General features: G+C 65.1%; 16 protein-coding genes. 11 read left to right on the top strand and 5 right to left on the bottom strand.

The genetic code is table 11. From position 1 onward, the window contains the following. The first annotated feature begins 4 nt into the window (after positions 1-4). Complete coding sequence (locus ACWPW0_RS18645) at positions 5-2,296, top strand: Orn/Lys/Arg family decarboxylase (RefSeq protein WP_454256134.1); 2,292 nt, start codon at positions 5-7, stop codon at positions 2,294-2,296. Positions 2,297-2,344: 48 nt separating this feature from the next. Here the strand turns inward: ACWPW0_RS18645 and ACWPW0_RS18640 are convergent, their stop codons facing one another. Together ACWPW0_RS18640 and ACWPW0_RS18635 are read right to left on the bottom strand one after the other, a co-directional pair. Further along, a complete protein-coding gene (locus ACWPW0_RS18640; protein WP_454256133.1) occupies positions 2,345-3,898 on the bottom strand; it encodes a class I adenylate-forming enzyme family protein in 1,554 nt (517 codons plus the stop codon). A gap of 29 nt (positions 3,899-3,927) precedes the next feature. Then, positions 3,928-4,704 carry a crotonase/enoyl-CoA hydratase family protein gene (locus ACWPW0_RS18635; protein WP_454256132.1) on the bottom strand — a complete coding sequence of 259 codons (777 nt, stop codon included), beginning with the start codon at positions 4,702-4,704 and terminating at the stop codon, positions 3,928-3,930. 102 nt (positions 4,705-4,806) lie between these two features. Here ACWPW0_RS18635 and ACWPW0_RS18630 point away from each other — a divergent pair, with 102 nt between their 5' ends. The 3 genes from ACWPW0_RS18630 (at position 4,807) to ACWPW0_RS18620 (ending at position 6,850) form a co-directional block, all read left to right on the top strand. Continuing rightward, positions 4,807-5,586, top strand: coding sequence for a hypothetical protein (locus ACWPW0_RS18630; RefSeq protein ID WP_454256131.1), 780 nt, complete (start codon positions 4,807-4,809; stop codon positions 5,584-5,586). Between the two features lie 149 nt (positions 5,587-5,735). Beyond that, a complete protein-coding gene (locus ACWPW0_RS18625; RefSeq protein ID WP_454256130.1) occupies positions 5,736-6,014 on the top strand; it encodes a hypothetical protein in 279 nt (92 codons plus the stop codon). A gap of 107 nt (positions 6,015-6,121) precedes the next feature. Further along, entirely contained in the window at positions 6,122-6,850 is a 729-nt protein-coding gene (locus tag ACWPW0_RS18620; RefSeq protein ID WP_447593899.1) for a Crp/Fnr family transcriptional regulator, read from the top strand. 27 nt (positions 6,851-6,877) lie between these two features. Here the strand turns inward: ACWPW0_RS18620 and ACWPW0_RS18615 are convergent, their stop codons facing one another. Beyond that, on the bottom strand, positions 6,878-7,063 hold the full coding sequence (locus ACWPW0_RS18615; protein WP_447593897.1) for a hypothetical protein: 186 nt from the start codon (positions 7,061-7,063) through the stop codon (positions 6,878-6,880). A 335-nt stretch (positions 7,064-7,398) separates the two neighbouring features. Here ACWPW0_RS18615 and ACWPW0_RS18610 point away from each other — a divergent pair, with 335 nt between their 5' ends. The 3 genes from ACWPW0_RS18610 (at position 7,399) to ACWPW0_RS18600 (ending at position 16,724) form a co-directional block, all read left to right on the top strand. Then, the gene (locus tag ACWPW0_RS18610) at positions 7,399-15,984 is read left to right on the top strand and encodes a GH36-type glycosyl hydrolase domain-containing protein (RefSeq protein ID WP_454256129.1); all 8,586 of its coding nucleotides are present in this window, start codon (positions 7,399-7,401) and stop codon (positions 15,982-15,984) included. Between the two features lie 316 nt (positions 15,985-16,300). Continuing rightward, a complete protein-coding gene (locus tag ACWPW0_RS18605; RefSeq protein WP_447593895.1) occupies positions 16,301-16,516 on the top strand; it encodes a CsbD family protein in 216 nt (71 codons plus the stop codon). 22 nt (positions 16,517-16,538) lie between these two features. Continuing rightward, positions 16,539-16,724, top strand: coding sequence for a hypothetical protein (locus ACWPW0_RS18600; RefSeq protein WP_454256128.1), 186 nt, complete (start codon positions 16,539-16,541; stop codon positions 16,722-16,724). A 155-nt stretch (positions 16,725-16,879) separates the two neighbouring features. On the opposite strand, the gene ACWPW0_RS18595 is transcribed toward ACWPW0_RS18600, so the two are convergent. Continuing rightward, positions 16,880-17,527, bottom strand: coding sequence for a TetR/AcrR family transcriptional regulator (locus ACWPW0_RS18595; protein ID WP_454256127.1), 648 nt, complete (start codon positions 17,525-17,527; stop codon positions 16,880-16,882). Positions 17,528-17,715: 188 nt separating this feature from the next. Between ACWPW0_RS18595 and ACWPW0_RS18590 the strand changes: the two genes are divergently transcribed. The 4 genes from ACWPW0_RS18590 to ACWPW0_RS18575 all read left to right on the top strand — a co-directional run bounded on the left by ACWPW0_RS18590 (position 17,716) and on the right by ACWPW0_RS18575 (position 22,985). Continuing rightward, a complete protein-coding gene (locus tag ACWPW0_RS18590) occupies positions 17,716-18,909 on the top strand; it encodes an acyl-CoA dehydrogenase family protein (RefSeq protein WP_454256126.1) in 1,194 nt (397 codons plus the stop codon). A gap of 15 nt (positions 18,910-18,924) precedes the next feature. Continuing rightward, entirely contained in the window at positions 18,925-19,875 is a 951-nt protein-coding gene (locus ACWPW0_RS18585) for an NAD(P)H-dependent flavin oxidoreductase (RefSeq protein WP_447593887.1), read from the top strand. Between the two features lies 1 nt (position 19,876). Further along, positions 19,877-20,440, top strand: a complete 564-nt coding sequence (locus ACWPW0_RS18580) for an NADPH-dependent FMN reductase (RefSeq protein ID WP_447593885.1) — start codon at positions 19,877-19,879, stop codon at positions 20,438-20,440. A gap of 406 nt (positions 20,441-20,846) precedes the next feature. Then, positions 20,847-22,985: an alpha/beta hydrolase fold domain-containing protein gene (locus tag ACWPW0_RS18575; RefSeq protein WP_454256125.1), complete on the top strand. Its 2,139-nt coding sequence runs from the start codon at positions 20,847-20,849 to the stop codon at positions 22,983-22,985. Positions 22,986-23,021: 36 nt separating this feature from the next. Here ACWPW0_RS18575 and ACWPW0_RS18570 read toward each other — a convergent pair whose 3' ends face one another. After that, positions 23,022-23,720 (bottom strand): TetR/AcrR family transcriptional regulator, encoded by a 699-nt coding sequence (locus ACWPW0_RS18570; RefSeq protein ID WP_454256124.1) that lies wholly within the window; start codon positions 23,718-23,720, stop codon positions 23,022-23,024. Positions 23,721-23,814: the final 94 nt, after the last annotated feature.

Raw genomic sequence — 23,814 nt, 5'->3', positions numbered from 1 at the left:
GCTCATGGCCCAAAGAAAACATCCCCTTGGCATGCTGGCGCTGGTGATCAGCGCCGAGCCAGACAGCAATACCGTCTTCGGTCGCTCGCTCAACCAGTTGATGGAGGACATCGAGGCCCGCGACATCAGCCTGCTGAGCTCGCGCAGTTTCCACGACGCCACCTCGCTGCTGCGTTCCGATTCGGCCATCCAGTGCGTCCTGCTCGACTGGAACCTGGACAGCAGCCCCGCCCACGATGCCTGTGTCTCCCTGCTCGTCGAATTACGCACGCGCAACAAGCGCATGCCGGTGTTCCTGATCAGCGACCGGGGTGGCGTCGACGGCATCCCGCTGGTGGTCATGCAGCACGCCGATGACTTCATCTGGCTGCCGGAGGACACCAGCAGCTTCCTCAGCGGACGGGTGCTGGCTGCCATCGAGCGTTATCGCCAGGAAATCCTGCCGCCCATGTTCGGTGCTCTGGCACGCTTCGCCCGCAGCTACGAGTATTCCTGGCACACGCCAGGGCATGCCGGTGGCACGGCCTTTCTGAAAACCACCGTGGGCCGCGCCTTCTACGAATACTTCGGGGAAAACCTGCTGCGCTCGGACCTGTCGATCTCGGTGGGCGAGCTGGGCTCGCTGCTGGATCACAGCGGGCCAATCGGCCAGGGTGAGCGCTACGCCGCCAAGGTGTTCGGCGCGCACCGCACCTACTACGTCACCAACGGTTCCTCGACCTCCAATCGAGTGATCCTGATGGCCAGCGTGACCCGCGACCAGATCGCCCTGTGCGACCGCAATTGCCACAAGTCCGCCGAGCACGCGATGACGCTTTCCGGTGCGATCCCCACCTACCTGGTACCGACCCGCAACCGCTACGGCATCATCGGCCCGATCATGCCGCAGACCCTGAGTCGCGACGCCGTGGCGCAGGCCATCGCCAGCAACCCGCTGGTGCGTGAAGGCATCGACCGCACGCCAGTGCACGCCATCATCACCAACTCCACCTATGACGGCCTTTGCTACAACGTCACCCGGGTCGAGCAACTGCTTGGCGCCAGTGTCGATCGCCTGCATTTCGACGAGGCCTGGTACGGCTATGCGCGGTTCAACCCGATGTACCGCGAGCGCTTCGCCATGCACGGCGAACCGGGCGACCACACCGCCTCGCGGCCTACGGTGTTCGCCACCCAGTCGACCCACAAGTTGCTTGCGGCGCTGTCCCAGGCCTCGATGATCCATGTGCGCGATGGCCGCTCGCCGGTGCCTCATGCGCGCTTCAACGAGTCGTTCATGATGCATGCCTCGACCTCGCCGAACTACGCGATCATCGCCTCCTGCGATGTCAGCGCGGCGATGATGGAAGCGCCCCACGGCGAGATCCTCACCCAGGAATGCATCGACGAGGCGGTGTCCTTCCGCCAGGTGATCGCGCGCATGCATGCCGATATGCGCGCGGCGGGCGACTGGTTCTTCAGTTGCTGGCAGCCGGAGCATGTCTCCGTCGCTGGCGCGTCCTGTCCGTTCGAGGATGCCGACCCTGCGCAGCTCAAGACCGATCCGTCCTGCTGGGTGTTGCACCCGAACGAAAGCTGGCACGGCTTCGGCGATATCGAGGATGGCTACTGCCTGCTCGATCCGATCAAGGTCACCGTGCTCACGCCGGGCATGGGCACCGACGGTCAATTGCAGTCCAGTGGTATCCCGGCCTGTGTGCTGACCGCCTACCTCGGGCGGCTGGGTATCGTGGTGGAGAAAACCGCCGACTTTTCTCTGCTCTTCCTGTTCTCGGTCGGCATCACCAAGGGCAAGTGGGGCACGCTGGTCAACGCACTGCTCGACTTCAAGCGTGACTATGACGAGAACCTGGAACTGGAGCGCTGCCTGCCCGACCTGATCGGCAGTCATGCACAGCGCTACAAGGGCATGGGCCTGAGGGACCTGGCCGACCAACTGTTCGCCGCGATGGGCGAGACCCGCACCACCGCGACCATGGCGGCGGCGTTCGCCATGCTGCCGCAGGCGGTGCTGAGCCCGGTGCAGGCCTACGAGAAACTCGTGCGCAACGAGATCGAACCGGTAACGCTGGCCGAGGCGGCCGGGCGCGTGGTGGCGACCGGTATCGTGCCTTACCCGCCTGGCATCCCGCTGATGATGCCGGGGGAAAACGCCGGCCCCATCGACGGTCCGTTGTTGTCGTACTTGCGCGCGCTGGAAAGCTTCGACCTGCAGTTCCCGGGCTTCGGCCACGACACCCATGGCATCGAAGCCGAAGAGGGCGTCTACCGCCTGTTGTGCATCCGGCAGCCCTAGCGTTGCTTAACACTGACGCCAACCCTGATCGGGCTGGCGCCAGTCGGTTCAGGCATTGCGCAGCCGTTCGCGCAGCGCTTTGCGATTGAGCTTGCCGACTGCCGTCTTCGGGATTTCGTCGACGAACAACACACGCTGTGGCTTCTTGTAGGACGCCAGTTGCGCGGCGACGTGTGCGGTGAACGCCTCGGGCCCGGCCTGCTGACCTTCACGCAGGGCGATGACGGCGGTAACGACCTCGACCCATTTGTCATCGGGCAAGCCGATCACGGCGCATTCACGTACGGCCGGGTGGCTCATCAGGGCGTTCTCCACTTCGCGTGGATAGACGTTGTAGCCGCCGGTGATGATCATGTCTGACGTCCGGTCCTTCAGGTACAGATAGCCGCGCTCGTCGAACACGCCGACATCCCGCGTGCGTACCCAGCCATCGGCCATGAAGGTTTCGGCATTCAGCTGTGGCGCATTGAAGTAGCCGGCAATCGCCGTAGGTGTGCGCACGGCTATTTCGCCCGGTGTACCGGCGGGTACTTCGTTGCCGTCCTCATCGATCAGCTTCACCTCGACATCCATGGCCGGTTGTCCGCAGGCGTCGAGCAGCTCGCCTTCATGTTCTTCCGGGCGCAATACGGTCAGGCAGATGGGCGCTTCGGTCTGGCCGTAGTACTGCCAGAAACGGTGTTGTCCCCAGAGCGCCATGGCGCGCTGGATCACCGCGCGTGGCATGGGCGAGGCGCCGTAGATGACATAGCGCAGGGCGGTGACATCTGCGCTCGACAACTGCGGGTGCTCCAGCAGCATCTGCAGCATGGTCGGCACCAGGTTGATGGCGGTGATGCGCTGGTCTTCAAGGGTACGCAGGAACAGGTTCGGCTCGAACCCGGGCAGGATCACCGTGCGCCCACCGCGCAACCAGAACGGCAGCACGAACACGCCGCTGGCGTGGATCAGCGAGGCGGCGTGCAGCATGGCATCGTCCGGGGTGACCGGCAGCAGGTTGATCAGTACGTTGCGGCAAATGGCGGCGAACGAGGCCTGGGTATGCTGGGCAGCCTTGAGCGTGCCGGTGGTGCCGGAGGTGAACAGGGTCAGCACGATGTCGTCCGGATGGACGTCGATTGCTGGTGCGCTCACCGGTTGCTGTCCGGCCAGCGCCAGGAGGTCGCTGCCACCGGGCAGGGCGCTGCCCATGCCGAGGCAGACCAGTTGCGGAATTTCCTCGGCCAGAGCAGCGGCGCGTTCGGCCAGGTCCGCACCGAACACCAGATAGTGGCACTGGGTTTCGCGCAGCATGGTGGCGTGTTCGGCCAGCGACAGGCGTGCGTTGAGCGGCACCCGATTGATCCCGGCTTTCACACAGGCGAAATCCAGCGGCACGCTGTGGATGCCATTGTTGAACAGCAGGCCGACGCGTTTGCCGGACGTGGCGCCGGCGTTGTGCAGGCAGTGAGCGAGCTGGCTGCTCAGGTGGTCGACCTCGGTGAAGGTCAGGCTGTCGCGGCCGCAGACGATGGCCGTGCGGGGGCCGTGTTGCAGGGCGCCACGGCGAATCAGTTCATGGTAGGTCGCGCCGTCGGGGCGAGGAGAGCGGGGCTGGGTCATGTGCGGTTCCTGGCAGAGGCGTGAAGGGTTCAGCTGGCGAAATCACCGTGGCGACCTGCGCCCAGGGCAAAGCGGGCGGCGCCTTTCTCACCTTCGGCGAAGACCATGGGCGTGCTTTGCTTGCCTTCATGGCGCAGTGCGTCGGCCAGCGGCAGTGCCCATTGGGCGAAGGCCGATGCACGATCGGCCAGCATGCATTGCTGTGGGAAGGCGGCGATCTGGCGGGCCAGTTCCTGGGCCACCGTCACGGCTTGTCCTGGTGCGGCGCTGCGGTTGACCAGGCCCATATGCAGGGCTTCGGGCGTGCCCACGGGGCGCCCGGTGAGGATCATGTCGAGGGCATGGCCCATGCCGACGATGCGTGGCAGGCGCACCGTGCCGCCATCGATCAGCGGTACACCCCAGCGGCGGCAGAACACGCCGAATACGGCATCCTCATCGGCCACGCGCAGGTCGGCGAGCAATGCCAGCTCCAGGCCGCCGGCGACCGCATGGCCACTGACAGCGGCAATCAGCGGTTTGGACAGCGCCATGCGCGTGGGTCCCATCGGGCCCGTGCCGCCACCATCCGGGTCGAGTTCGTTGCGTAAGGCGGGATCTGCCACAGCAGACAGATCGGCGCCCGCACAGAAGTTCCCACCCGCGCCGGTGAGCACGGCTACACGCAAGCTCGGGTCGGCTTCGAACTGCAGGAAGGCGTCGCGAATCTCGGCCGCCATCGGGCCATTCACGGCGTTGCGTTTCTCGGGGCGATTCAGGGTGATGGTGAAGACGGCGTCATCGATCGTGGTTACAACGAAGGCCATGGCAGGTACCTGGAATGCAGCGGGTTGGCTGGATTGACAGGCTAGGAAATATCTCTTTATAACGCAATTATGGACACCTTATGTAATATCGAGCGGGCCGCGATGAGCGCGCCGGAACTGATCCTGGACCTGCTGGTTGCCTGCGGCGAGGCGCTGCCGGCGCAGGCGTTGTGCCAGGCGGGCGAACTGCTCGGGATAAAGGCCTCGGCCGTTCGCGTTGCGCTGAATCGCCTGAGCCAGCAAGGCAAGATCATCAATCACCCGCGTGGCTTCTACCGGCTGAATCCAGCGGGGCCTGTGCTGGCTCGGGTGGTGGATGACTGGGCGCACAAGGAGACGCAAACCCTGCCTTGGCAAGGCGGCTGGCTGGCGGTGCACGATGGTGGCGTGCAGCGGTCCGACAAGACCACCTGGCGGCATAACGCCCTGGCCTTGAGCCTGCAGGGCTTTCGCCTGCTGCAGCCCGGTTTGCATGTGCGCCCGGACAATCTGCAGGGCGGCGCCAGTGCCATGCGCACTCACTTGCAGGCGTTGGGCCTGGCACCTCAAGCGTTGGTGTTTCGCCTCGACGAGTTGGACAAGGCCAGCCACAAACAGGCCATGGCCTTGTGGGATGTGAAGGCGCTCGCTGCCGATTATCGGGCCATGCAGAAGGCGCTGGTACGCAGCACACGCACGCTGGAAAAAGGCCCGCTCGAAAAGGCCGTGCGCGAGTCGTTGCTGTTGGGGCGCGTGGTCATCATCCGCCTGGTGCGTGACCCATTGCTGCCGGAGGAGATGACATCTTCCCGCGCGCGCCTGGAACTGACCGCAGACATGAAGAACTACCAGCGCAAGGCGCAGGTGCTGTGGCGCAGCTGGCTGGCGTTGAGCGAGAGGTAAGGCGCGGGGGCCTGAGTTGGGGCTTCCGTGTCACGACGTGAAGTTACTTCAACGTCGTGCACCCTTCAGGAGTACAGTGGTGAAGCGCTTCATCTCTCGATAGTCCTTCACGCGTAGCTTTCAACTATCGATTCCACTGGGGAATAGATATGGAAGCCCTGACGCTTTCCGACGTTAAACACGCCTTGGCCACTCATCTGGCCGATTACGACTGTGAAGTGACCCGTGCTGGCGATGGTTACCTGAGCCTGCAGTGCACACACATCACCAGCCTCGAGCAAGTCACGGTGGTGGGTATCAAGTGGGATGATTTTCTGAGCGATGCCGCGGCGCGCACGTTCGGCCAGGTGCTGAGGGAGGAGTTCGCCGCAGTTGCCATGAGCTTTCGCTGGCTTCCCGGTCGTATGTCGGGTGTCGCCACGCACTGATAGGCCTGCTTCATGCCGGCGCCTGCTTGTGCCTGAAGGGCCGGCGCCTACTCAGCACCATAATCGGTCCCGCCTGGTGCGGCATTTCATCTGCATAGGTGCCTGTCATGTCTGCTACTGCCGATCCACAACAGAATCACCTGCTGGCTGCGTTGCCAGTCGATGTGAAACAGCGTCTGTTCCCCCATCTCGAACGAGTTCCGCTGCCGTTGGGCGATGTGCTCTACGAGTCCGGGGATGCCCTGCACCATGTGTATTTCCCCATCGATGCCATCATCTCGCTGCTCTACGTCATGGAGAGTGGCGCCTCGGCGGAGATTTCCGTGGTGGGCAACGAGGGGCTGATCGGTGTGGCAGTGTTCATGGGCGGGGAGAGCACGCCCAGCCGCGCCGTCGTGCAGAGCGCGGGCCATGCCTATCGGCTGGCGGGGCAGCGCCTCAAGGATGAGTTCAACCGGCATGGTGAGTTGCTCCAGTTGATGCTGCGCTACACCCAGGCGCTGATCACGCAGATGGCGCAGACTGCCGTGTGCAACCGCCACCACTCCATCGACCAGCAACTGTGTCGCTGGTTGCTGCTGGCGCTGGACCGTTTGCCCGGCAACCAGCTGAACATGACCCAGGAGCTGATCGCTAACATGCTCGGTGTACGCCGAGAGGGCGTCACCGATGCGGCGGGCAAGTTGCAGCGGGTCGGGGTGATCGAATACAGCCGTGGGCATATCACCGTGCTGGATCGGCCCCGCCTGGAGCGCCTGAGTTGCGAGTGCTATGCCGTGGTGAAAAAAGAGACCGACCGCCTGCTGCCTTACCTGCACGCCCGGCATTCGCCCTAGGGCTTCGCCTCGCGGGATTACACCTCGTCAGAGTTTGTTGCCATTGACTTCGTGATCGTCGATTTCCTTCGTGGGCGCGGCCTCGTTGCCGCGTTCGACCTGCGGTTTGTTCGCGGGGTGGTGCCTGTCCTGATGACGCCCGGCGTCGTTCCGATTGCCCGGCTTGGGCGGGTGGCTGTGAGTGTCGCGGTTGCCCGGGGTGCTCTTGTTCATGTGGACCTCTGTTTCTGCCCGTCGCGGGAGTGCGCCGCAGCGTGGCAACGACTATGACAGGTAATGCGAGCCACGTCGGTACGCCTTCCTCCCCAGCGGCACAGAACATGAAGAGCCGATGACCGGGCCAGCCTATGTGCGCTAGCGGACAGACGCCCGGCGCTGGGGTGTGCAGACTGGTACCCGGCAGAGCTGGGTTAGCGAGTTTTCTGAACAGAAACAGAGCCCGGCGCCTGCTGCCTTCAGGGTGAGAGCCCGCATGGCGGCGCATGTTTTGCGCCGCACCTCACCTGTGCCTCTGCGGATGAACGCGGCGCAGGCCTGCCAAGGAAACGATGATCAGCCTATTGAACCGTACCTGGTCGCGCTTGCGCGGCGCCTCCCGCAAGTTCGAGTACGAGCCTGTCCTGCGTGCCGAATTGTTCAGCGCCGAACAGATGGCCAGCCACGGCAGCCATCTCGCCACGCAACACCGCCTGAGCCCGCGCTCCGCTTCCAGTTCGTTGCTGGCGCGCCTGGATGACAACGAGGCCCTGCTGGCGCGCAGTTGCGCCATGCTCAGCCAGGTGCCACTGGCCACGCGACGCGCCACGCCGGCGGCGGAGTGGTTGCTGGATAATTTCTATCTGGTCGAGGAGCAGATCCGTACCGCGCGCAAGCACTTGCCGCGTGGCTACAGCCGCGAGTTGCCGCGCCTGGCCAACGGCCCGTCGAGCGGCCTGCCACGGGTCTACGACATCGCTCTGGAAACCATCTCCCATGGCGATGGCCGGGTCGACAGCGACAGCCTCAGCCGCTTCGTCATGGCCTACCAGTCGGTCATGCCGCTGACGCTGGGTGAGCTGTGGGCGATTCCGATCATGCTGCGCCTGGCGCTGATCGAGAACCTGCGCCGCGTCGCCTCGCGGGTAATGGCCAACTGGGATGATCGCAACCTGGCCAACGACTGGGCCGACCGTCTCAGCGAAACGGCCGAGCGCGATGCCAAGAGCATGGTGCTGACCGTCGCCGACATGGCGCATTCGCAGCCGCCGATGACCAGCTCGTTCGTCGCCGAGCTGGCCAGGCGCCTGCAAGGCCAGAGTGCCGCGCTGATTCTGCCGCTGACCTGGGTCGAGCAGATGCTCGCCGAGACCGGCCTGAACATCGAGCGCCTGGTGCAGCAGGATGCCCAGCAGCAGGCGGCGGAGCAGGTGTCGATCAGCAACAGCATCGGCAGCCTGCGCCTGCTGTCTTCCACTGATTGGCGCACCTTCGTCGAGCGCATGAGCCGGGTCGAACAGGTGCTGCGTGAGGACCCGGCGGCGGTGTATGCCGGTATGGATTTCGCCACCCGTGACCACTACCGGCATGTGGTCGAACGCCTGGCCAGGCACTGTGCGCACAGTGAAGAAGCCGTGGCCCGGCAGGCCGTCAGCCTGGCCGAAGCCCGGCGCGAGCAGGGCGTTACCGGGCATGTCGGTTTTTACCTGGTCGACCGTGGGCTCACCGAACTGGAGCAGCAGCTGGCGGTACGCGTGTCGCTGGCCGAAGGCTGGCAGCGTTTGCTGCGGCGTGCGCCGTTGCTGTTCTTTCTCGGCCCGGTGCTGATCCTCAGTGTGTTGTTTGCCTGGCCCTTTCTCCACAGCGCCCGTGGCGTCGGCCTGGGCGACGGTGTGCTGGCGCTGCTCAGCGTTGTCGCTCTGCTGATGACCAGCCGCCTGGCGCTCGGGTTGGTCAACTGGCTGGTGACCCTCAGCGTGAGGCCGGATCTGCTGCCGCGTCTGGATTACAGCGAAGGCATCCCCGAGCAGGCGCGTACGCTGGTGGTGATCCCCACGATGATCGCCAGCGACAAGGATATCGAGGAGCTGGTCGAGGGCCTGGAAGTGCGCTTCCTGGCCAACCGCGACGCGAACCTGCACTTCGCTCTCCTTACCGATTTTCTGGACGCCCCGACCAAGGTGCTGGATCAGGATGCGGCCCTGCTGCAACGGGCCCGCCACTCTATCGAGGCGCTCAACCAGAAGTACCCGCCCGTCACGGCAGAACGCTTCTACCTGTTCCATCGACCGCGTCGCTGGAGCCCGGACGAGCAGGTCTGGATGGGCCATGAGCGCAAGCGCGGCAAACTCGCCGAACTCAACGCCCTGCTGCGCGGGCACGGGCGCACGTGTTTCTCGCTGATCGTCGGTGACATCGCGGCGCTGCAATCGGTGACCTATGTCATCACCCTGGATACCGATACCCAACTGCCCCGCGATGTAGCCCGGCAACTGGTCGGCGCCATGGCGCATCCGCTCAACCAGGCGGTGTTCGACCTGGAGCAACGGCGCATCAGTGCCGGCTATGCCATCCTCCAGCCGCGGGTCGGCATCAGCTTGCCCAGCGTCGCGCGTTCGGCCTATGCCCAATTGTTCGGCAGCGATGCCGGGGTCGATCCCTATACCCGTGCCGTTTCGGACGTCTATCAGGACCTGTTCCGCCAGGGCTCCTTTATCGGCAAGGGCATCTACGCCGTGGATGCTTTCGAGCAGGCGCTTGCCGAGCGCTTCCCCGACAATCGCATCCTCAGCCACGACCTGATCGAAGGCAGCTACGCACGTTCCGGGCTGATCAGCGATGTGCAGCTCTACGAGGAGCATCCGGCCCGCTACAGCGCCGATGTGAAACGCCGCCACCGCTGGATTCGCGGGGACTGGCAACTGCTGCCGTGGCTGATGCCGTGGACGCCGAAGCCGCAGGGCGGCCTGGAGCGCAATCACCTCGATGCGCTGGCCCGCTGGAAACTGTTCGACAACCTGCGGCGCAGCCTGGAGCCGAGTGCGTTCCTGATCATGCTGTTGTGGGGGTGGTTCGCCGCGCCATCGGCCTTGGTGTGGACGCTGGCCGTGTTCGCTCTGGTGCTGGCGCAACCGCTGCTCGGTGCGCTGCTGGAGCTGTTGCGCAAAGCCCATGACATCCCGTTGGGCCAGCACCTGGCCGTGACCTCGCGAGCCTCGTTGCTGGACCTCGGGCGTGCCCTGCTGACGCTGGTCTGGCTGCCATTCGAGGCGTTGTTCAGCCTCGATGCCATTGGCCGCACGCTGTGGCGCATGCTGGTCAGTCGGCGGCGCCTGCTGCAATGGAATCCGTCGCGCGAGGTCGAGCGCACCAGCAGCAACGACCTGGGCGGCCTGTATCGGCTGATGTGGGTGGCGCCCGCGCTGGCCGTGGTGGTCGCCCTGTTGCTCATCCCGACCCCGCTGACCCTGGCGCTGGCCAGCCCGTTGCTGGTGTTGTGGCTGCTGGCGCCGGCCATTGCCTGGTGGCTGAGCCGGCCGTCGTCACGCGCTGCATTCGTCCCTTCCGCCGAGGAACTGCGCTTTCTGCGCACCCTGGCGCGCAAGACCTGGGCGTTCTTCGACCAGCACGTCGGTCCGGCCGACAACTGGTTGCCGCCGGACAACGTGCAGGAGCAACCCGTGGCCGTCATCGCCCACCGGACTTCGCCCACCAACATGGGCATGGCGCTGGTGTCGCACCTGGCCGCCCATGATTTCGGCTACCTGAGCGCCGGGCGCATGCTCGCGCGGCTGGACCAGTCATTGACCTGCATGGCAGGCCTGGAACGCTACCGTCGGCACTTCTTCAACTGGTACGACACGCAGACCCTCAAGCCCTTGCCGCCGCACTACGTCTCGACCGTGGACAGCGGCAACCTCGCCGGGCTGCTGCTGACCTTGCGCGCGGGCTTGCTGGAACTGGCCGACCAGCCATTGATCGGCCCGCAGCTGTTTGCCGGAATCGGTGACACCCTGGCGGTGTTGCGTGATGCGTTGCGTGCGGTGCATCAGGATGAACAACCCCTGCGGGCGTTGCAGGCGGAACTGGATGCCGCCTCCGCCGCTGACTCGCCCGGCAGTGAAGCGGCGGTGGCGCGTCTTGGCGTATTGCTTCACCACGTCGAGCAACTGTTACCGCTCCTTGCCGTCGCCAACGACAGCGAGGTCATGCGCTGGGCCAATGCCCTGCTCAGCCAGTGCCAGGACCTGCACGACGAACTGAGCAGCATGAGCCTGCCACTGGCGAGCCTGGCTACCGCGCCGGTGCTCTCGAGCTGGCGCTATCTGGCCCGCCTCGACAGCGCGCACTGGCCCGTCGAACAGCAGGACCGGGCGCTGCTGGTACAGCGCCAGGCCAGCGAGCGCATCGCCAGTGCCACGCGCCTGGCCCGCTTGGCTGGTGAGCTGGCGCACATGGATTTCACCTTCCTCTACGACGCCCGCCGCGACCTGTTCGCCATCGGCTACAACGCGGAAGAAAACCGCCTGGATGCGGCCTATTACGACCTGCTGGCCTCCGAGGCGCGGCTGACCAACTTCGTGGTCATCGCCCAGGGCCAGTTGCCGCAGGAGGGCTGGTTCACCCTGGGCCGGTTGCTCACCAGCAACGGCGGCGTGCCGGTGCTGCTGTCGTGGTCCGGCTCGATGTTCGAGTACCTGATGCCGATGCTGGTGATGCCGACCTATGCCGGCACGTTGCTCGATCAGACCTGCCAGGCGGCCGTCGCCCGGCAGATCGAACATGGCCACCAGCTCGGCCTGCCCTGGGGCGTGTCGGAGTCCGGCTACAACACCCTCGATGCCCACCTCAACTACCAGTACCGCGCTTTCGGCGTGCCGGGGCTGGGACTGAAACGCGGGCTGGGCGAGGACATCGTCATTGCCCCTTATGCCAGCGCCCTGGCCCTGATGGTCGCCCCCGAGGCGGCCTGCAAGAACCTGCAGCGCCTGGCGGATCTCGGACTGGCCGGCCCCTTCGGCCTGTACGAGGCAATCGACTTCACCCCGGCGCGTTTGCCGCGTGGCCAGCAATCGGCCGTGGTCCAGTCGTTCATGGCGCACCACCAGGGAATGAGCCTGCTGGCACTGGCCTATGTCCTGCTGGACCGGCCAATGCAACGGCGCTTCGAGTCCGACCCGCAGTTCCAGGCCACGGCGTTGCTGCTGCAGGAGCGTATTCCGAAAACCGCCGCACAGTACCTGCACGCCGCCAGCGCGCCGGATGCCGATGCCGCTGCACGCGTGGTGGAGACCAAGCTGCGCGTGTATGCCGACCCGGATCGCCGGCGCCCGGCCGTGCAGTTGCTGTCCAACGGCCGTTACCACGTCATGGTGAGCAGCGCTGGCGGTGGCTACAGCCGTTGCAACGAGCTGGCGGTGACCCGTTGGCACGAGGACATCAGCGCCGACAACTGGGGCATGTTCTGTTACCTGCGCGATGTTGCCAGCGGCGCTTTCTGGTCCGCGGCGCACCAGCCTGCGCTGCAGCGTACGACCAGCCATGAGGCGATCTTCACCGACGCCCGCGCCGAGTTCCGCGTGCGCGAACGTGACTTCGATACGCACACCGAAATCGTCGTCTCGCCCGAGGACGACATCGAGCTGCGCCGCCTGCACATCACCAACCGTGCCCGCGTCCGGCGCACGCTGGAACTGACCAGCTACGCCGACGTGGTGCTCGCACCGGCCCTCGCCGATGCACTGCACCCGGCGTTCAGCAAGCTGTTCGTGCAGACCGAGCTGCTGCCCACGTTGCAGGCGATACTCTGTACCCGCAGGCCACGCTCCAGCCAGGAGGCGACGCCCTGGATGTGCCACCTGCTGGCTGCACACGGCGTGGATATCGAGGCGATTTCCTACGAGACTGACCGCGCGCGCTTCGTCGGGCGAGGGCGTAACGTCACACACCCGGCGGCGATGGACCGTGGCCATGAAAACCTGTCCGGCACGATGGGCTCGGTGCTCGATGCCATCGTGGCAATTCGTTGTCGCATCAGCCTGGAACCCGGGCAGACTGCGACCATCGACCTGGTCACCGGGGTCAGTGAAAGCCGTGAAGGCTGCCTGCACCTGATCGACAAGTACCGCGACCGCCACCTCGCCGACCGGGTGTTCGGCCTGGCCTGGACCCACAGCCAGGTGCTGTTGCGCCAGCTCAATGCCTCGCCCGCCGATGCCCGGTTGTTCGAGCAGATGGCGGCGTCGATCATCTACGCCAATGCCTCGCTGCGCGCCGACACCAGCGTCCTGCTCGGCAACCAGCGCAACCAGTCCGGGTTGTGGGGCCAGGCGATCTCCGGTGACCGGCCCATCGTGCTGGTGCAGATCGCCGACCCCGAGAACATCGAGCTGGTGCGGCAACTGGTGCAGGCCCACGCCTACTGGCGGCAGAAGGGCCTGGTGCTCGACCTGGTGATCTGGAACGAGGACCAGGTGGGCTATCGCCAGCACCTGCAGGACCTGATCATGGGCCTGGTCACCTCCGGCAGCGAGGCCAGCCTGGTCGACCGCCCGGGTGGCATCTTCGTGCGTCCGGCCCAGCAACTCTCCCGCGAAGACCGCCTGCTGATGCTGGCCGTGGCCCGGCTGGTCCTCAGCGACAGCCGTGGCAGCCTGGCCGAGCAGGTGCACAAGCGCCGCGCCGAGACGCCGTTGCCGCGCTTCGATCCGGACCTGATGCGCATACCGCGCAGCGTGCCGGGTGCGCTCATCGACAGCCCGGTCACCTTGCTGGGCAATCAGTACGGTGGCTTCAGTGCCGATGGCAGCGAATACGTGATGACCCTGGCCGAAGGGGCCAGGACGCCGGCGCCGTGGGCCAACGTGCTGGCCAATCCGCACTTCGGCACGGTGATCAGCGAAAGCGGCGGCGCCTACACCTGGAGCGAGAACGCGCATGAATTCCGCCTGACACCGTGGCGCAACGACCCGGTCGGCGATGCCAGCGACGAAGCGCTGTACCTGCGCGACGAAGACAGCGGCCACTACTGGTCGCCCACCCCGTTGCCGCGTCCCGGTACCGGCCCTTACGTGACTCGCCATGGCTTCGGTTACAGCGTGTTCGAGCACGAGGAGGATGGCATCCACAGCGAGTTGTGGGTGTATGTGGCGCTGGATGCGCCGATCAAGTTTTCCCGCCTGAAGATTCGCAACGACTCCGGGCGTGCGCGGCGCCTGTCCGTCACCGGCTATGTGGCCTGGGTGTTGGGTGATCTGCGCGAGAAGTCGGCGATGCACGTGGTCAGCGAGGAAGATGCGCTGAGCGGCGTGCTGTTCGCGCGCAACGCATTCTCCATCGAGTTCCCCGGCCGCGTGGCGTTCTTCGATGTGGATTCGCCGGCGCGCAGCGTCAGTGGTGACCGCAGTGAATTCCTCGGGCGCAACGGCAACCTCAATGCCCCGGCGGCCATGGCCAAGCCACGGTTGTCGGGGCGTACCGGTGGCGGCCTCGATCCCTGTGCGGCCATTCGTGTCAGCCTGGAACTGACGGATGGCGAGGGCCAGGAGGTGGTATTCCGCCTGGGTGCTGGTCAGGACGCCAGGGGCGCTAGCCGTTTGGCGCAGCGCTTTCGCGGCAGCAATGCCGCCAGCGAAGCCCTGGAGCAGGTGCGAGAGCACTGGCGCACGACCCTCGGCGCCGTGCGCATCGAAACCCCGGAGCCGGCCCTCGATGTGATGGTCAATGGCTGGCTGATGTACCAGGTCATCGCCTGTCGCTTCTGGGCGCGCAGTGGTTATTACCAGTCCGGCGGCGCCATCGGTTTTCGCGATCAGTTGCAGGACAGCATGGCCATGCTCCACGCCATGCCGGCGGCCAGCCGTCAGCATCTGCTGCTTTGCGCCGCGCATCAGTTCGTCGAGGGCGATGTGCAGCACTGGTGGCATCCCCCGCTGGATCGCGGTGTGCGTACCGCCTGCTCCGACGATTACCTGTGGTTGCCGTTGGCGACCAGCCGTTATGTGGCGCTCACCGCCGACCGCTCGGTGCTCGATGAGCTTGCCGGCTATATCGAGGGCCGTGCGCTGAATGCCGGCGAAGAGTCCTACTACGATCTGCCGCAGCGCTCGCCAGTGCAGGAAAGCCTCTACCAGCATTGCGTCCGCGCCATCGAACACGGCATGCGCCGTGGCAGCCATGGCCTGCCGCTGATCGGCAGCGGTGACTGGAACGATGGCATGAACCGCGTCGGCGAGCAGGGCAGGGGGGAAAGCGTGTGGCTGGGCTTCTTCCTCTACGACGTGCTTCTGCGGTTTGCGCCCATCGCCCGCCTGCAGCAGGACGAGGCGTTCGCGCAACGCTGCAGCGAGTACGCGGCGGCCCTGCGCGTCAGCCTGGAGGAACATGGCTGGGACGGCGACTGGTACCGCCGTGCGTATTTCGACGATGGCACGCCACTGGGGTCTTCGGACAATGAAGAGTGCCGCATCGACTCCATCGCCCAGAGCTGGTCGGTGCTGTCTGGCGCGGCCAGCGATGCCCGTCGGCGCACGGCCATGGATTCGCTGGAGCGGCATTTGCTGGACCGCGACCTGGGCCTGGTGAAACTGCTGGAGCCACCGTTCGACAAGAGCACGCTCGATCCCGGTTACATCAAGGGCTACGTGCCCGGCGTGCGCGAGAATGGCGGCCAGTACACCCATGCCGCAGTGTGGGCGAGCATGGCTTTTGCTGCGCTCGGTGACAGCGCGCGGGCCTGGGAGCTGTTGCGTCTGATCAACCCGGTTAGCCATGGTGATGCCGCCTCCATCGCCGTGTACAAGGCCGAGCCCTATGTGCTGGCGGCGGATGTGTATGGCGTGGAACCGCATACCGGTCGCGGCGGCTGGAGCTGGTACACCGGCTCGGCAGGCTGGATGTATCGACTGGCGGTCGAGTCGCTGCTCGGGGTGCAACGGAGCGGCGCGAGCCTGCGGATCGCTCCGGTACTGCCCGAACACTGGTCCGGGTTTACCCTGCACTACCGTTTCGGCACCACGCAGTATCACATTCAGGTGCTGCAGGACCGCGAGGCCGCGCCTTCGATTCACCTAGACGGCGAGCGGGTTGAAGGCGAGACCATCCCGCTGTTCGACGATGGCGCTGAGCATCAGGTCGTCGTCAACTATCGCGCGCCCTAGGACCTCTTTGAGGCAGTTGCGGACGTTCGACCTTTGGGTTTCATGATGCGTTGATTGGTGGGCTGAAGCCCACCCTACGGGGGCCGGTTCTGTAGGGTGGGCTTCAGCCCACCAACTGCGGTGTTCGCAGTTGCCTTGATCCGACCACCGATGTCGGAACGTCAGCAGCCCCTGGGAACGAGAGCTGCTAAGCGGCTCAGCGCACCGACGCGGGCGGGCATAGCTGTCATGGTCTGTCTTCCTGCCGTCAATTCGAGTCCGCCATGAAGCGTTCCATCTGTACTACCTCATTCACCTCGACGCTCGAGCGTGGGGCATGAGTCGCCCGTTGGCGGAGGTCATCCAGAACAACTGGCGTCATCTGGCCGGGCTTGCCCGTATCGTCTGGGACGACCTGACCCTGGATGAAGTGATCAAGTCCGGAGGCGATGCGCAGAAGCTGATCGGCCTGGTCGAGAAGCGCTATGGCATGACCCACGACGAGGCGCGCAAGCAGGTCATGAGCTTTTTCGAGCGTCACCGCACCACCTGATTCCACCTGCGAGGTACGTCTGATGTTGCTTTCCTACTTCGTCGTTGCCCGCAGTTCCGGCAACATCATCCGCATTACCCGGCGCACCTGCCCGCCAGCCGATACGGCCACGTTGCTCAACGTGAAGGCGTCCACGGCGAGCCTGCACTGTTACCAGGCGCTGTATGCCAAGGGCCAGGATCTGATCAGTCTCGACAGCGTGAGCTGAGCCAGCCTGCCAGGCCAGCGCTGGGCGTCGCGAGCAGGGCGTCAATCTGGCGTCTCGATGTATGTCTTGCGGTGCGCGTGGCGCCCCCTATGCGCGACACCTGAGGTCTTGCTGGCGCTGCTCATGCTGGGCGGCGTGATTCACCGTGCCCGCCTTCAGCGTGGTGGCGGCAGGCCGGCGACGCTGAACACCAGGCGCTCGATGGCGGGAAGGAAGACCCGCTGTTCGAAGTCCTTGCGTGGCAGCGACAGCTGGGCGATGACCAGGCCGCCGATGGCGTGCAGGACGAAGGCGAAATCGGTGTCCGGGTCTTGCGAGCCGAGCCTGAGGAACGCCTCCCGGCAGATGCCGGCATGCACGCGTCCCCATTTGGACAGGGCAGGCCGTAGAGCCGGGTCGTGGGCGCCGGCCAGGTTCAGTTCGTAAACGGCGATACCCATGCTGCGGTCGTCGATCAGCAGGCGGGTGTTGTACTGAGCGATGATCGCGGCGAACTGCACCGGATCATGGGCGCAGGCCTCCAGGTCAGGGGCGATCTCGCTGAAACTGGTGGCGATCTGCGCGCAGGCATGGTCGATCGCCGCCGACATCAATGCCCCCTTTGAACCGAAGTAATAGGCAACCGAGCCGTGGCTGCATTCGGCTTCCTTGGCCACGCTGCGCAAGCTGAGGCTGTGATGGCCATCGCGCACGATCAGGCGCATGGCTGCTTCGATCAGCGACTGGCGACGTTGCTCACCCTTGGCAGACAGGCCCTCATCACAGCGTGGGAGCGGTACTTTTTTCGGTTGCTGTTCTGTCATGACCAAACCCGGGAAATACGCTTCTCCGCGGCCGATTCGTCGTGGCTGCGGGATGGACGGCGATTATTGGTCAGATGGACCTGTATTGACAAAGTTATCCACTTGGATAAAAGTTAAATTACTCCACTCGGAGTAATTTGCCGGCGCAGCCATCCGCCAGCCCTTTGTCAGGACACAGGAGAACAATAATGAGCACTGTCGCTGTCCCCGATCCCCAGCGCGAAGCGCTACTGGCCGCGGCCGATGAGATTGGTCGCCGCGCTGCGGCACGCCTTCCCGAGATCGAGGCCAATCGCTTCCTGCCCCAGGACCTGGCCGACGAGCTGGCCAGCGCCGGGCTGTACCGCATGCTTACGCCGCGCGATTACGGTGGCCTGGAAGTAAGCGTGGAAACCTTTGTCGAGGTCGTCGAGCGACTGGCTCGTTACGAGGCCTCGGCTGCATGGTGCACCTTCATCGATTGCACCGCCTGCATTCTTGCGGCCTACCTGCCGAAAGAGGGCGCCTGCGAGCTGTTTTCCGATCCACAGCTCAAGACTGCCGGCGTGTTCGCCCCGCGTGGCAAGGCCGTGCGCGAAGTGCGTGATGGCGTACCGGGCTTCCGTATCACGGGCCGCTGGGCCTGGGGCTCGGCCAGCCGCAACGCTGACATCATCCTCGGTGGCTGCGTGATCATCACCGACCAGGGCAAGCCGGAAACCCTGGCCGATGGCTCCGTGCGCGTGCAGGCGATGGTGTTTCGCCGTGACCAGGTGAGCTGGCTGGACAACTGGGACACTTTCGGCCTGTGTGGCAGTGGCAGCGGTGAATTCGAGGTGCGCGATGTATTCGTCGCCGAGCAGCACAGTGCCTCGCTGGCCGCCGATGAGCCACTGCCCCGTGCGCTCTATCGCTTCCCCGCATTCGGCCTGCTGGGCATCGGTGTCGGCGCCGTGGCGCTGGGTATTGCCCGGCATGCCGTGGACAGCCTGTGTGAACTGGCGTTGGTGCGTACGCCGCAGTTCAGCGGCAAGACCCTCGATCAGCGCCCGACCACACAGCAGGCTGTGGCCAAGGCCGAGGCGGGCCTGCGTTCGGCTCGGGCGTTCATGCTGGAGTCCGTGCGCCGGGCCTGGGATGAAGCCGAGCAGAACGGTGTGATTCCCGTCGAGCAGCGCCGCGACATCCGCCTGGCGACCACCCACGCCGTGGAGACCGCGCGCACCATCGTCACCAGCATGTATCAGTTGGGGGGTGGTGCCTCGATTTTCGACAATTCGCCGTTGCAGCAATGCCTGCGCGATATCCATGTGGTCACGCAGCACTTCATGGTCAGCGAATCCACCTACGAGTTGGTCGGGCGCCTGTTTCTCGGCCTCGATACCAACGTCTCCATGCTCTGACACGAGGTGCATCCCATGAGTCTTCCCGCTGAATGGCGTTCGCGCCTGAAGTTGCCGCTGATCGCGGCACCGATGTTCCTTATCTCCGGCCCGCAGATGGTCATCGAATGCTGCCGCAACGGCGTGATCGGCAGCTTTCCCGCGCCCAACGCCCGTACCCCGGCGATCCTCGAGGAGTGGCTGCAGCAGATCAGTCAGTCGCTCACCGAACAGGACGCGCCCTGGGCGGTGAACCTGGTGGTGCACCGCACCAATGACCGCCTGCCCCTGGACCTTGAGCTGGTAGAGAAGTACAAACCGCCGCTGGTGATCACCGCGCTGGGCAGCCCCAAGGCGGTAATCGAACGGGTGCAGGCCTACGGCGGTCGCGTGCTGGCTGACGTCAACTCGCTGAAGTACGCCCGCGAGGCGGCCAAGGCCGGAGTCGACGGGCTGATCCTGGTCAGTGCCGGCGCCGGCGGACACACCGGGCAGATGAACGGCTTCGCCATGGTCAGCGCGGTGCGCGAGTTCTTCGATGGCACCCTGGTGCTGGGCGGTGGCCTGATGACGGGCGCGTCGATTCGCTCGGCCGAACTGTTGGGCGCCGACCTGGCCTCCATGGGCACGCGCTTCATCCCCTGCCTGGAGAGCCAGGCCGACGAGCGCTACCGGGAAATGCTGGTGGCATCCGGTTTCGAGGACCTGGTGCTGAGCAACCGGATTACCGGCGTGCAGGCCAACTGGCTGCGCCAGAGTCTGGAGCTGGCGGGTATTCGCTCCGAGGACCTGGCCCAGGAAACGCCCATCGACTTCACCGACCCGAAAGGCGCGGCACGACGCTGGACCCAGGTGTGGTCGGCGGGGCATGGCGTCGGTTCGATCCAGCGGTCCGAGCCTGCGCGCGAGCTGATTGCCGGCCTGGCCGAGGACTACTGGCAGGCCGTGCGTCGGCCAGCGTTCAACATCGCGCCGGAGCATGACTGACATGAACACGCGACAGCCCTATATCGTGGCGATTGGCGGCACTACTCGGCCCGGCTCGATGACCGAGCGGGTGCTGCTCAATGCCCTCGGCCACGCCCGCACGCGTGGTGCGCAAGTGAAACTGTTGGGTGGGGAAAACCTGCAATTACCGCTCTATGGCGCAGCGCCGGCCAGCCACCCGCTGGTGCAGGAGCTGCTGAATGAGGTACGCCGGGCCGATGGGGTGATTCTCGCTTCGCCGGGTTACCACGGCGCGCTCTCGGGGCTGATGAAGAATGCCCTCGACTACCTGGAGGAAGCGCGTACTGACGAGCAGCCGTACCTGAGTCGACGTGCGGTGGGCTGCATCGGCCTGGCTGCGGGTTGGCAGGCGGGTGCGGCAACCCTCGGTGGCCTGCGCGGCATCGTCCATGCCCTGCGCGGCTGGCCCACACCTATGGGCGTGGTGATCAACTCGACGCAAACCACCTTCGGCCAGGACGGCGCCTGCGATGACGAGCGGGTCGACCAGCAGTTGCAGACCATGACCGATCAGGTGCTGGAGTTCTGCCACATGCTGCACTGATCCAGACGCTTCAACCGTGGCCACGACGCTTGGCCACGGTGCAATTCCCCTTAGACCTGTTCACGATCTCCTGACTGTCAGCCATACCGCGTTAAAACTAGCCTCAGACTGCTCATTTAGAGCTCGTAAACCCGAGTGCGGGCTCAGTCCGTTCCTCGGCTAGTTTTGCCTTGTCTGGCTCTACTTCAAAAGGTCGTGAACAGGTTCTTGCGCCTCGGTTGTTCCAGCACGGCATGTGCTGGCGCAATCGGGGCTTTTTTGCTGATTTCTTTTCTGCCCACACCCCGTCATTCGGACATGTCATGAGCGTTGACAGACGTGCCCAACGGGTAGATGCTTTTTGCGTACGAACGTTTGTTCGTAAAGAATAATTCCAAAAATCAGGCAGTCATCAGCGAGAGTTCTCATGCGCATACTCATCATCGGGGCCGGCATTGCCGGGCTGACCGCAGCCATCGCGCTGCGCCGCAAAGGTATCGATGTCACGGTGCTGGAACAGGCCGCGGCACTCACCGAAATCGGTGCCGGTATCCAGATCGCCAGCAACGGTTCGCTGATCCTGCGCGAGCTGGGTCTGGAGAAGATCGTCAGCGAGCGTGGCGTCATGCCGCAGTCCTACGACACCCGCGATATCGTCAGCGGCAAACTCCTCTACACCTCGCCGCTCGGCCTGCAAGGTGCCGAGCGCTGGGGGGCGCCGCTGTACAACGTGCACCGCGCCGACCTGATCGAGATTCTCGCCGCCGAGATTCCCGCCGATGTGCTGCGCCTCAATGCGCGCTGCACCAGCATCAGCCAGGATGCCGAGGGCGTCACGGTGCAGCTGGCCTCGGGCGAAAGCCTGCACGGCGATGCGCTGATCGGTGCCGACGGTATCCACTCCCTGGTGCGCAAGCACTTGTGTGGTGAGGACGAGGAGGACATCCAGTTCTCCAATATCCTGATGTGGCGTGCACTGATCCCGGCGGAGAAACTGCGTGATATCGACCTGCAGGAGCGTGGCAACTACTGGGTCGGCCCAGGTCGCTCGCTGATCACCTACTGGGTGCGGCCGAAGCAGCTTTACAGCGTGCTGGCCTCGGTACCCGCCGACGAAGTGCACCGCGAATCCTGGACCGAGAGCGGCGACATCGAGGACCTGCGTCGTTCCTTCAGCGGCCTGGAACCTCGGGCGCAGCGGATGATGGACCAGATCGACAGCGCCTTCGTCACGGGCATGTACTACCGCAACCCCATCGAGCGCTGGACCTTCGGTCGCATCACCCTGATGGGCGACGCCGCGCATCCCATGGTGCCGTTCCTCGCCCAGGGCGCGTGCCAGGGCATGGAAGACGCCTGGACCCTGGCCAGCATCCTGGGGCGTAACGACGGGCAGAGCATCGAGGCCGCCCTGGTCGAATACGAACAGCGCCGCCGGCCGCGTACGACGCGGGTGCAGTCTGGTGCACGGGCGATGGTGAAGATGGTCCACGAGTCGGAGCCGGCGCGGATCAATGCGCGCAATGGCCGCTGGAAAGGCATGCAGCGTATCGACCCGATGACGGCCGCCACCTGGGGCTTCGTCTGGGACTACAACGTGATCAAGGCGGTCGAACAACCGGCCGGCGACGTGCTCGGGCTGTCGGCCACCCGTGAAGCCAAGACCCTCAAACGCCCGGAAAGCCAGCGCGCTTTCGCCCTGTGGAAGAACCTGTTCACCCCCGAGGACGTTGCCCGTGGCCACGATGGCATGCGTGAGGCCTACGAGCGTTTCCTGCTGAACAACTTCCCGCCACCGGCGGACCTGGCGGTGCAGCCGCTGGAGCTGTCGGGCATCCATACATTGCATGTCGCCGGGCCGCGGGGGCGTACCGGGCAGCGCACCGTGCTGCATTTCCACGGCGGTGGCTACATGGTCGGTTCGGCCAAGGGCTCGTTGGAATATGCCTCGCGTCTGGCGCACAGCCTGGAGGCCGATTGCATCACGGTGGATTACCGCCTGGCCCCGGAACATCCGTATCCAGCCGCACTCGACGATGCGGTGGATGCCTATCGCGGCCTGTTGCGCAGCGGCGTGCCGGCGTCCTCGATCCTGCTCAGCGGTGAGTCTGCTGGGGGCGGACTGGTGCTGGCGTTGGCGCTGACCCTCAAGGCCGCCGGTGATCCGCTGCCAGCAGGGATCATTGCCGTGTGTCCGTTCACCGACCTCGCGCTGACCGGGCCGAGCATCGCCGAGTTCACCGGGGACGATCCGGCGGCCAACCGCGATTCGCTGGCGCACATGGCGGCCTGCTACTTCCAAGGGCACGAACCGACCGATCCGCTGGTGTCGCCGCTCTATGGCGATCTGCGGGGCCTGCCGCCGCTGTACCTGACGGCCGTGCAGGGCGAGGTGCTGCTCAGCGATACTCTGCGCCTGGCGCAACGCGCCGAGGCCGCCGGGGTGGCGACGACGCTGCGTCTGGTGGAGGACTCGGTGCACATCTACACCCTGTTCCCGTTCCTGCCGGAAACCACGGCAACCTTCGACCAGTTGCGCGAATGGGCGACGGGTATCGACGTGTAGGCTGGAGCAGCCGTGGGGGCCGCCGGCCCCTGCGGCTCAGAGCCCCAGCAGGCGCCGGGTCAGGATATTCAACTGGTCGATGATGTCTTCGGCGCTCAGCGAGCCGTCCGGTTCGTACCAGTAGGCCAGGCGGTCGCATTGGGTGAGGATCGCCAGGGTGATGATCTTCGGTGCAATCGGGTCATCGGCGCTGATGAAGTCGCTGATCAGGTCCTGGACCCGATGGCGGTAGTGCTTGAGTTGCTGGTCGAACTTGGCGGCCACATCCTCGGGCAGGAAGATGCGCGAGAACTGGGTGTCGATCAGGCGGTCGTTGGCGCGGGAAATGATGCGTCGGCGCATCTTGTAGCTGGCGTGCCGACGGACGATCTCGAACAACTGGTCTGCACGGGGCAGTTGCTCGATGCCGTCGAGAACGAAGTTGAAGAAGTCGTCCATGCCGAAGCTCATGGCTTCGATCAGCACGGCTTCCTTGGAGGGATAGTAGTTGTACAGCGTCGGCGCCTTGAGACCGGACGCTTCGGCGATGGCGCGCATGCTGCAGTTCTCGAAGCCGCGTTCGGCGAACAGGGCGATGGCCGCCAGCAGAATCTGCGTTTCCATCTTGCCCAGGTCCGGGCGGGCGCCGGACTCGCCAGGACCATCCTCGATCCGCTCACCGAAATAGCTGGCGCCGGAGGGCTCGGCGGACACCCGCACGCCGCTGCGCAATCGCTTGGTAGTGGGTGTGCTCAAGGTCGCCTCCTTCGTTCGTAGAGAGGCGATTGTACTGATTTTCGCCACGGGTAGCGGACGGCTTGGCAATGACCTCTGCCAGCCGCACGCCGTA

Source organism: Pseudomonas sp. Marseille-Q8238 (assembly GCF_965111915.1).
This window is presented reverse-complemented; position numbering and strand designations above follow the sequence as displayed.

Coding starts and splice junctions, on each gene's coding strand:
- ACWPW0_RS18645 (WP_454256134.1), top strand. CDS start 5: ATGGCCCAAAGAAAACATCCCCTTGGCATGCTGGCGCTGGTGATCAGC.
- ACWPW0_RS18640 (WP_454256133.1), bottom strand. CDS start 3,898: ATGACCCAGCCCCGCTCTCCTCGCCCCGACGGCGCGACCTACCATGAA.
- ACWPW0_RS18635 (WP_454256132.1), bottom strand. CDS start 4,704: ATGGCCTTCGTTGTAACCACGATCGATGACGCCGTCTTCACCATCACC.
- ACWPW0_RS18630 (WP_454256131.1), top strand. CDS start 4,807: ATGAGCGCGCCGGAACTGATCCTGGACCTGCTGGTTGCCTGCGGCGAG.
- ACWPW0_RS18625 (WP_454256130.1), top strand. CDS start 5,736: ATGGAAGCCCTGACGCTTTCCGACGTTAAACACGCCTTGGCCACTCAT.
- ACWPW0_RS18620 (WP_447593899.1), top strand. CDS start 6,122: ATGTCTGCTACTGCCGATCCACAACAGAATCACCTGCTGGCTGCGTTG.
- ACWPW0_RS18615 (WP_447593897.1), bottom strand. CDS start 7,063: ATGAACAAGAGCACCCCGGGCAACCGCGACACTCACAGCCACCCGCCC.
- ACWPW0_RS18610 (WP_454256129.1), top strand. CDS start 7,399: ATGATCAGCCTATTGAACCGTACCTGGTCGCGCTTGCGCGGCGCCTCC.
- ACWPW0_RS18605 (WP_447593895.1), top strand. CDS start 16,301: ATGAGTCGCCCGTTGGCGGAGGTCATCCAGAACAACTGGCGTCATCTG.
- ACWPW0_RS18600 (WP_454256128.1), top strand. CDS start 16,539: ATGTTGCTTTCCTACTTCGTCGTTGCCCGCAGTTCCGGCAACATCATC.
- ACWPW0_RS18595 (WP_454256127.1), bottom strand. CDS start 17,527: ATGACAGAACAGCAACCGAAAAAAGTACCGCTCCCACGCTGTGATGAG.
- ACWPW0_RS18590 (WP_454256126.1), top strand. CDS start 17,716: ATGAGCACTGTCGCTGTCCCCGATCCCCAGCGCGAAGCGCTACTGGCC.
- ACWPW0_RS18585 (WP_447593887.1), top strand. CDS start 18,925: ATGAGTCTTCCCGCTGAATGGCGTTCGCGCCTGAAGTTGCCGCTGATC.
- ACWPW0_RS18580 (WP_447593885.1), top strand. CDS start 19,877: ATGAACACGCGACAGCCCTATATCGTGGCGATTGGCGGCACTACTCGG.
- ACWPW0_RS18575 (WP_454256125.1), top strand. CDS start 20,847: ATGCGCATACTCATCATCGGGGCCGGCATTGCCGGGCTGACCGCAGCC.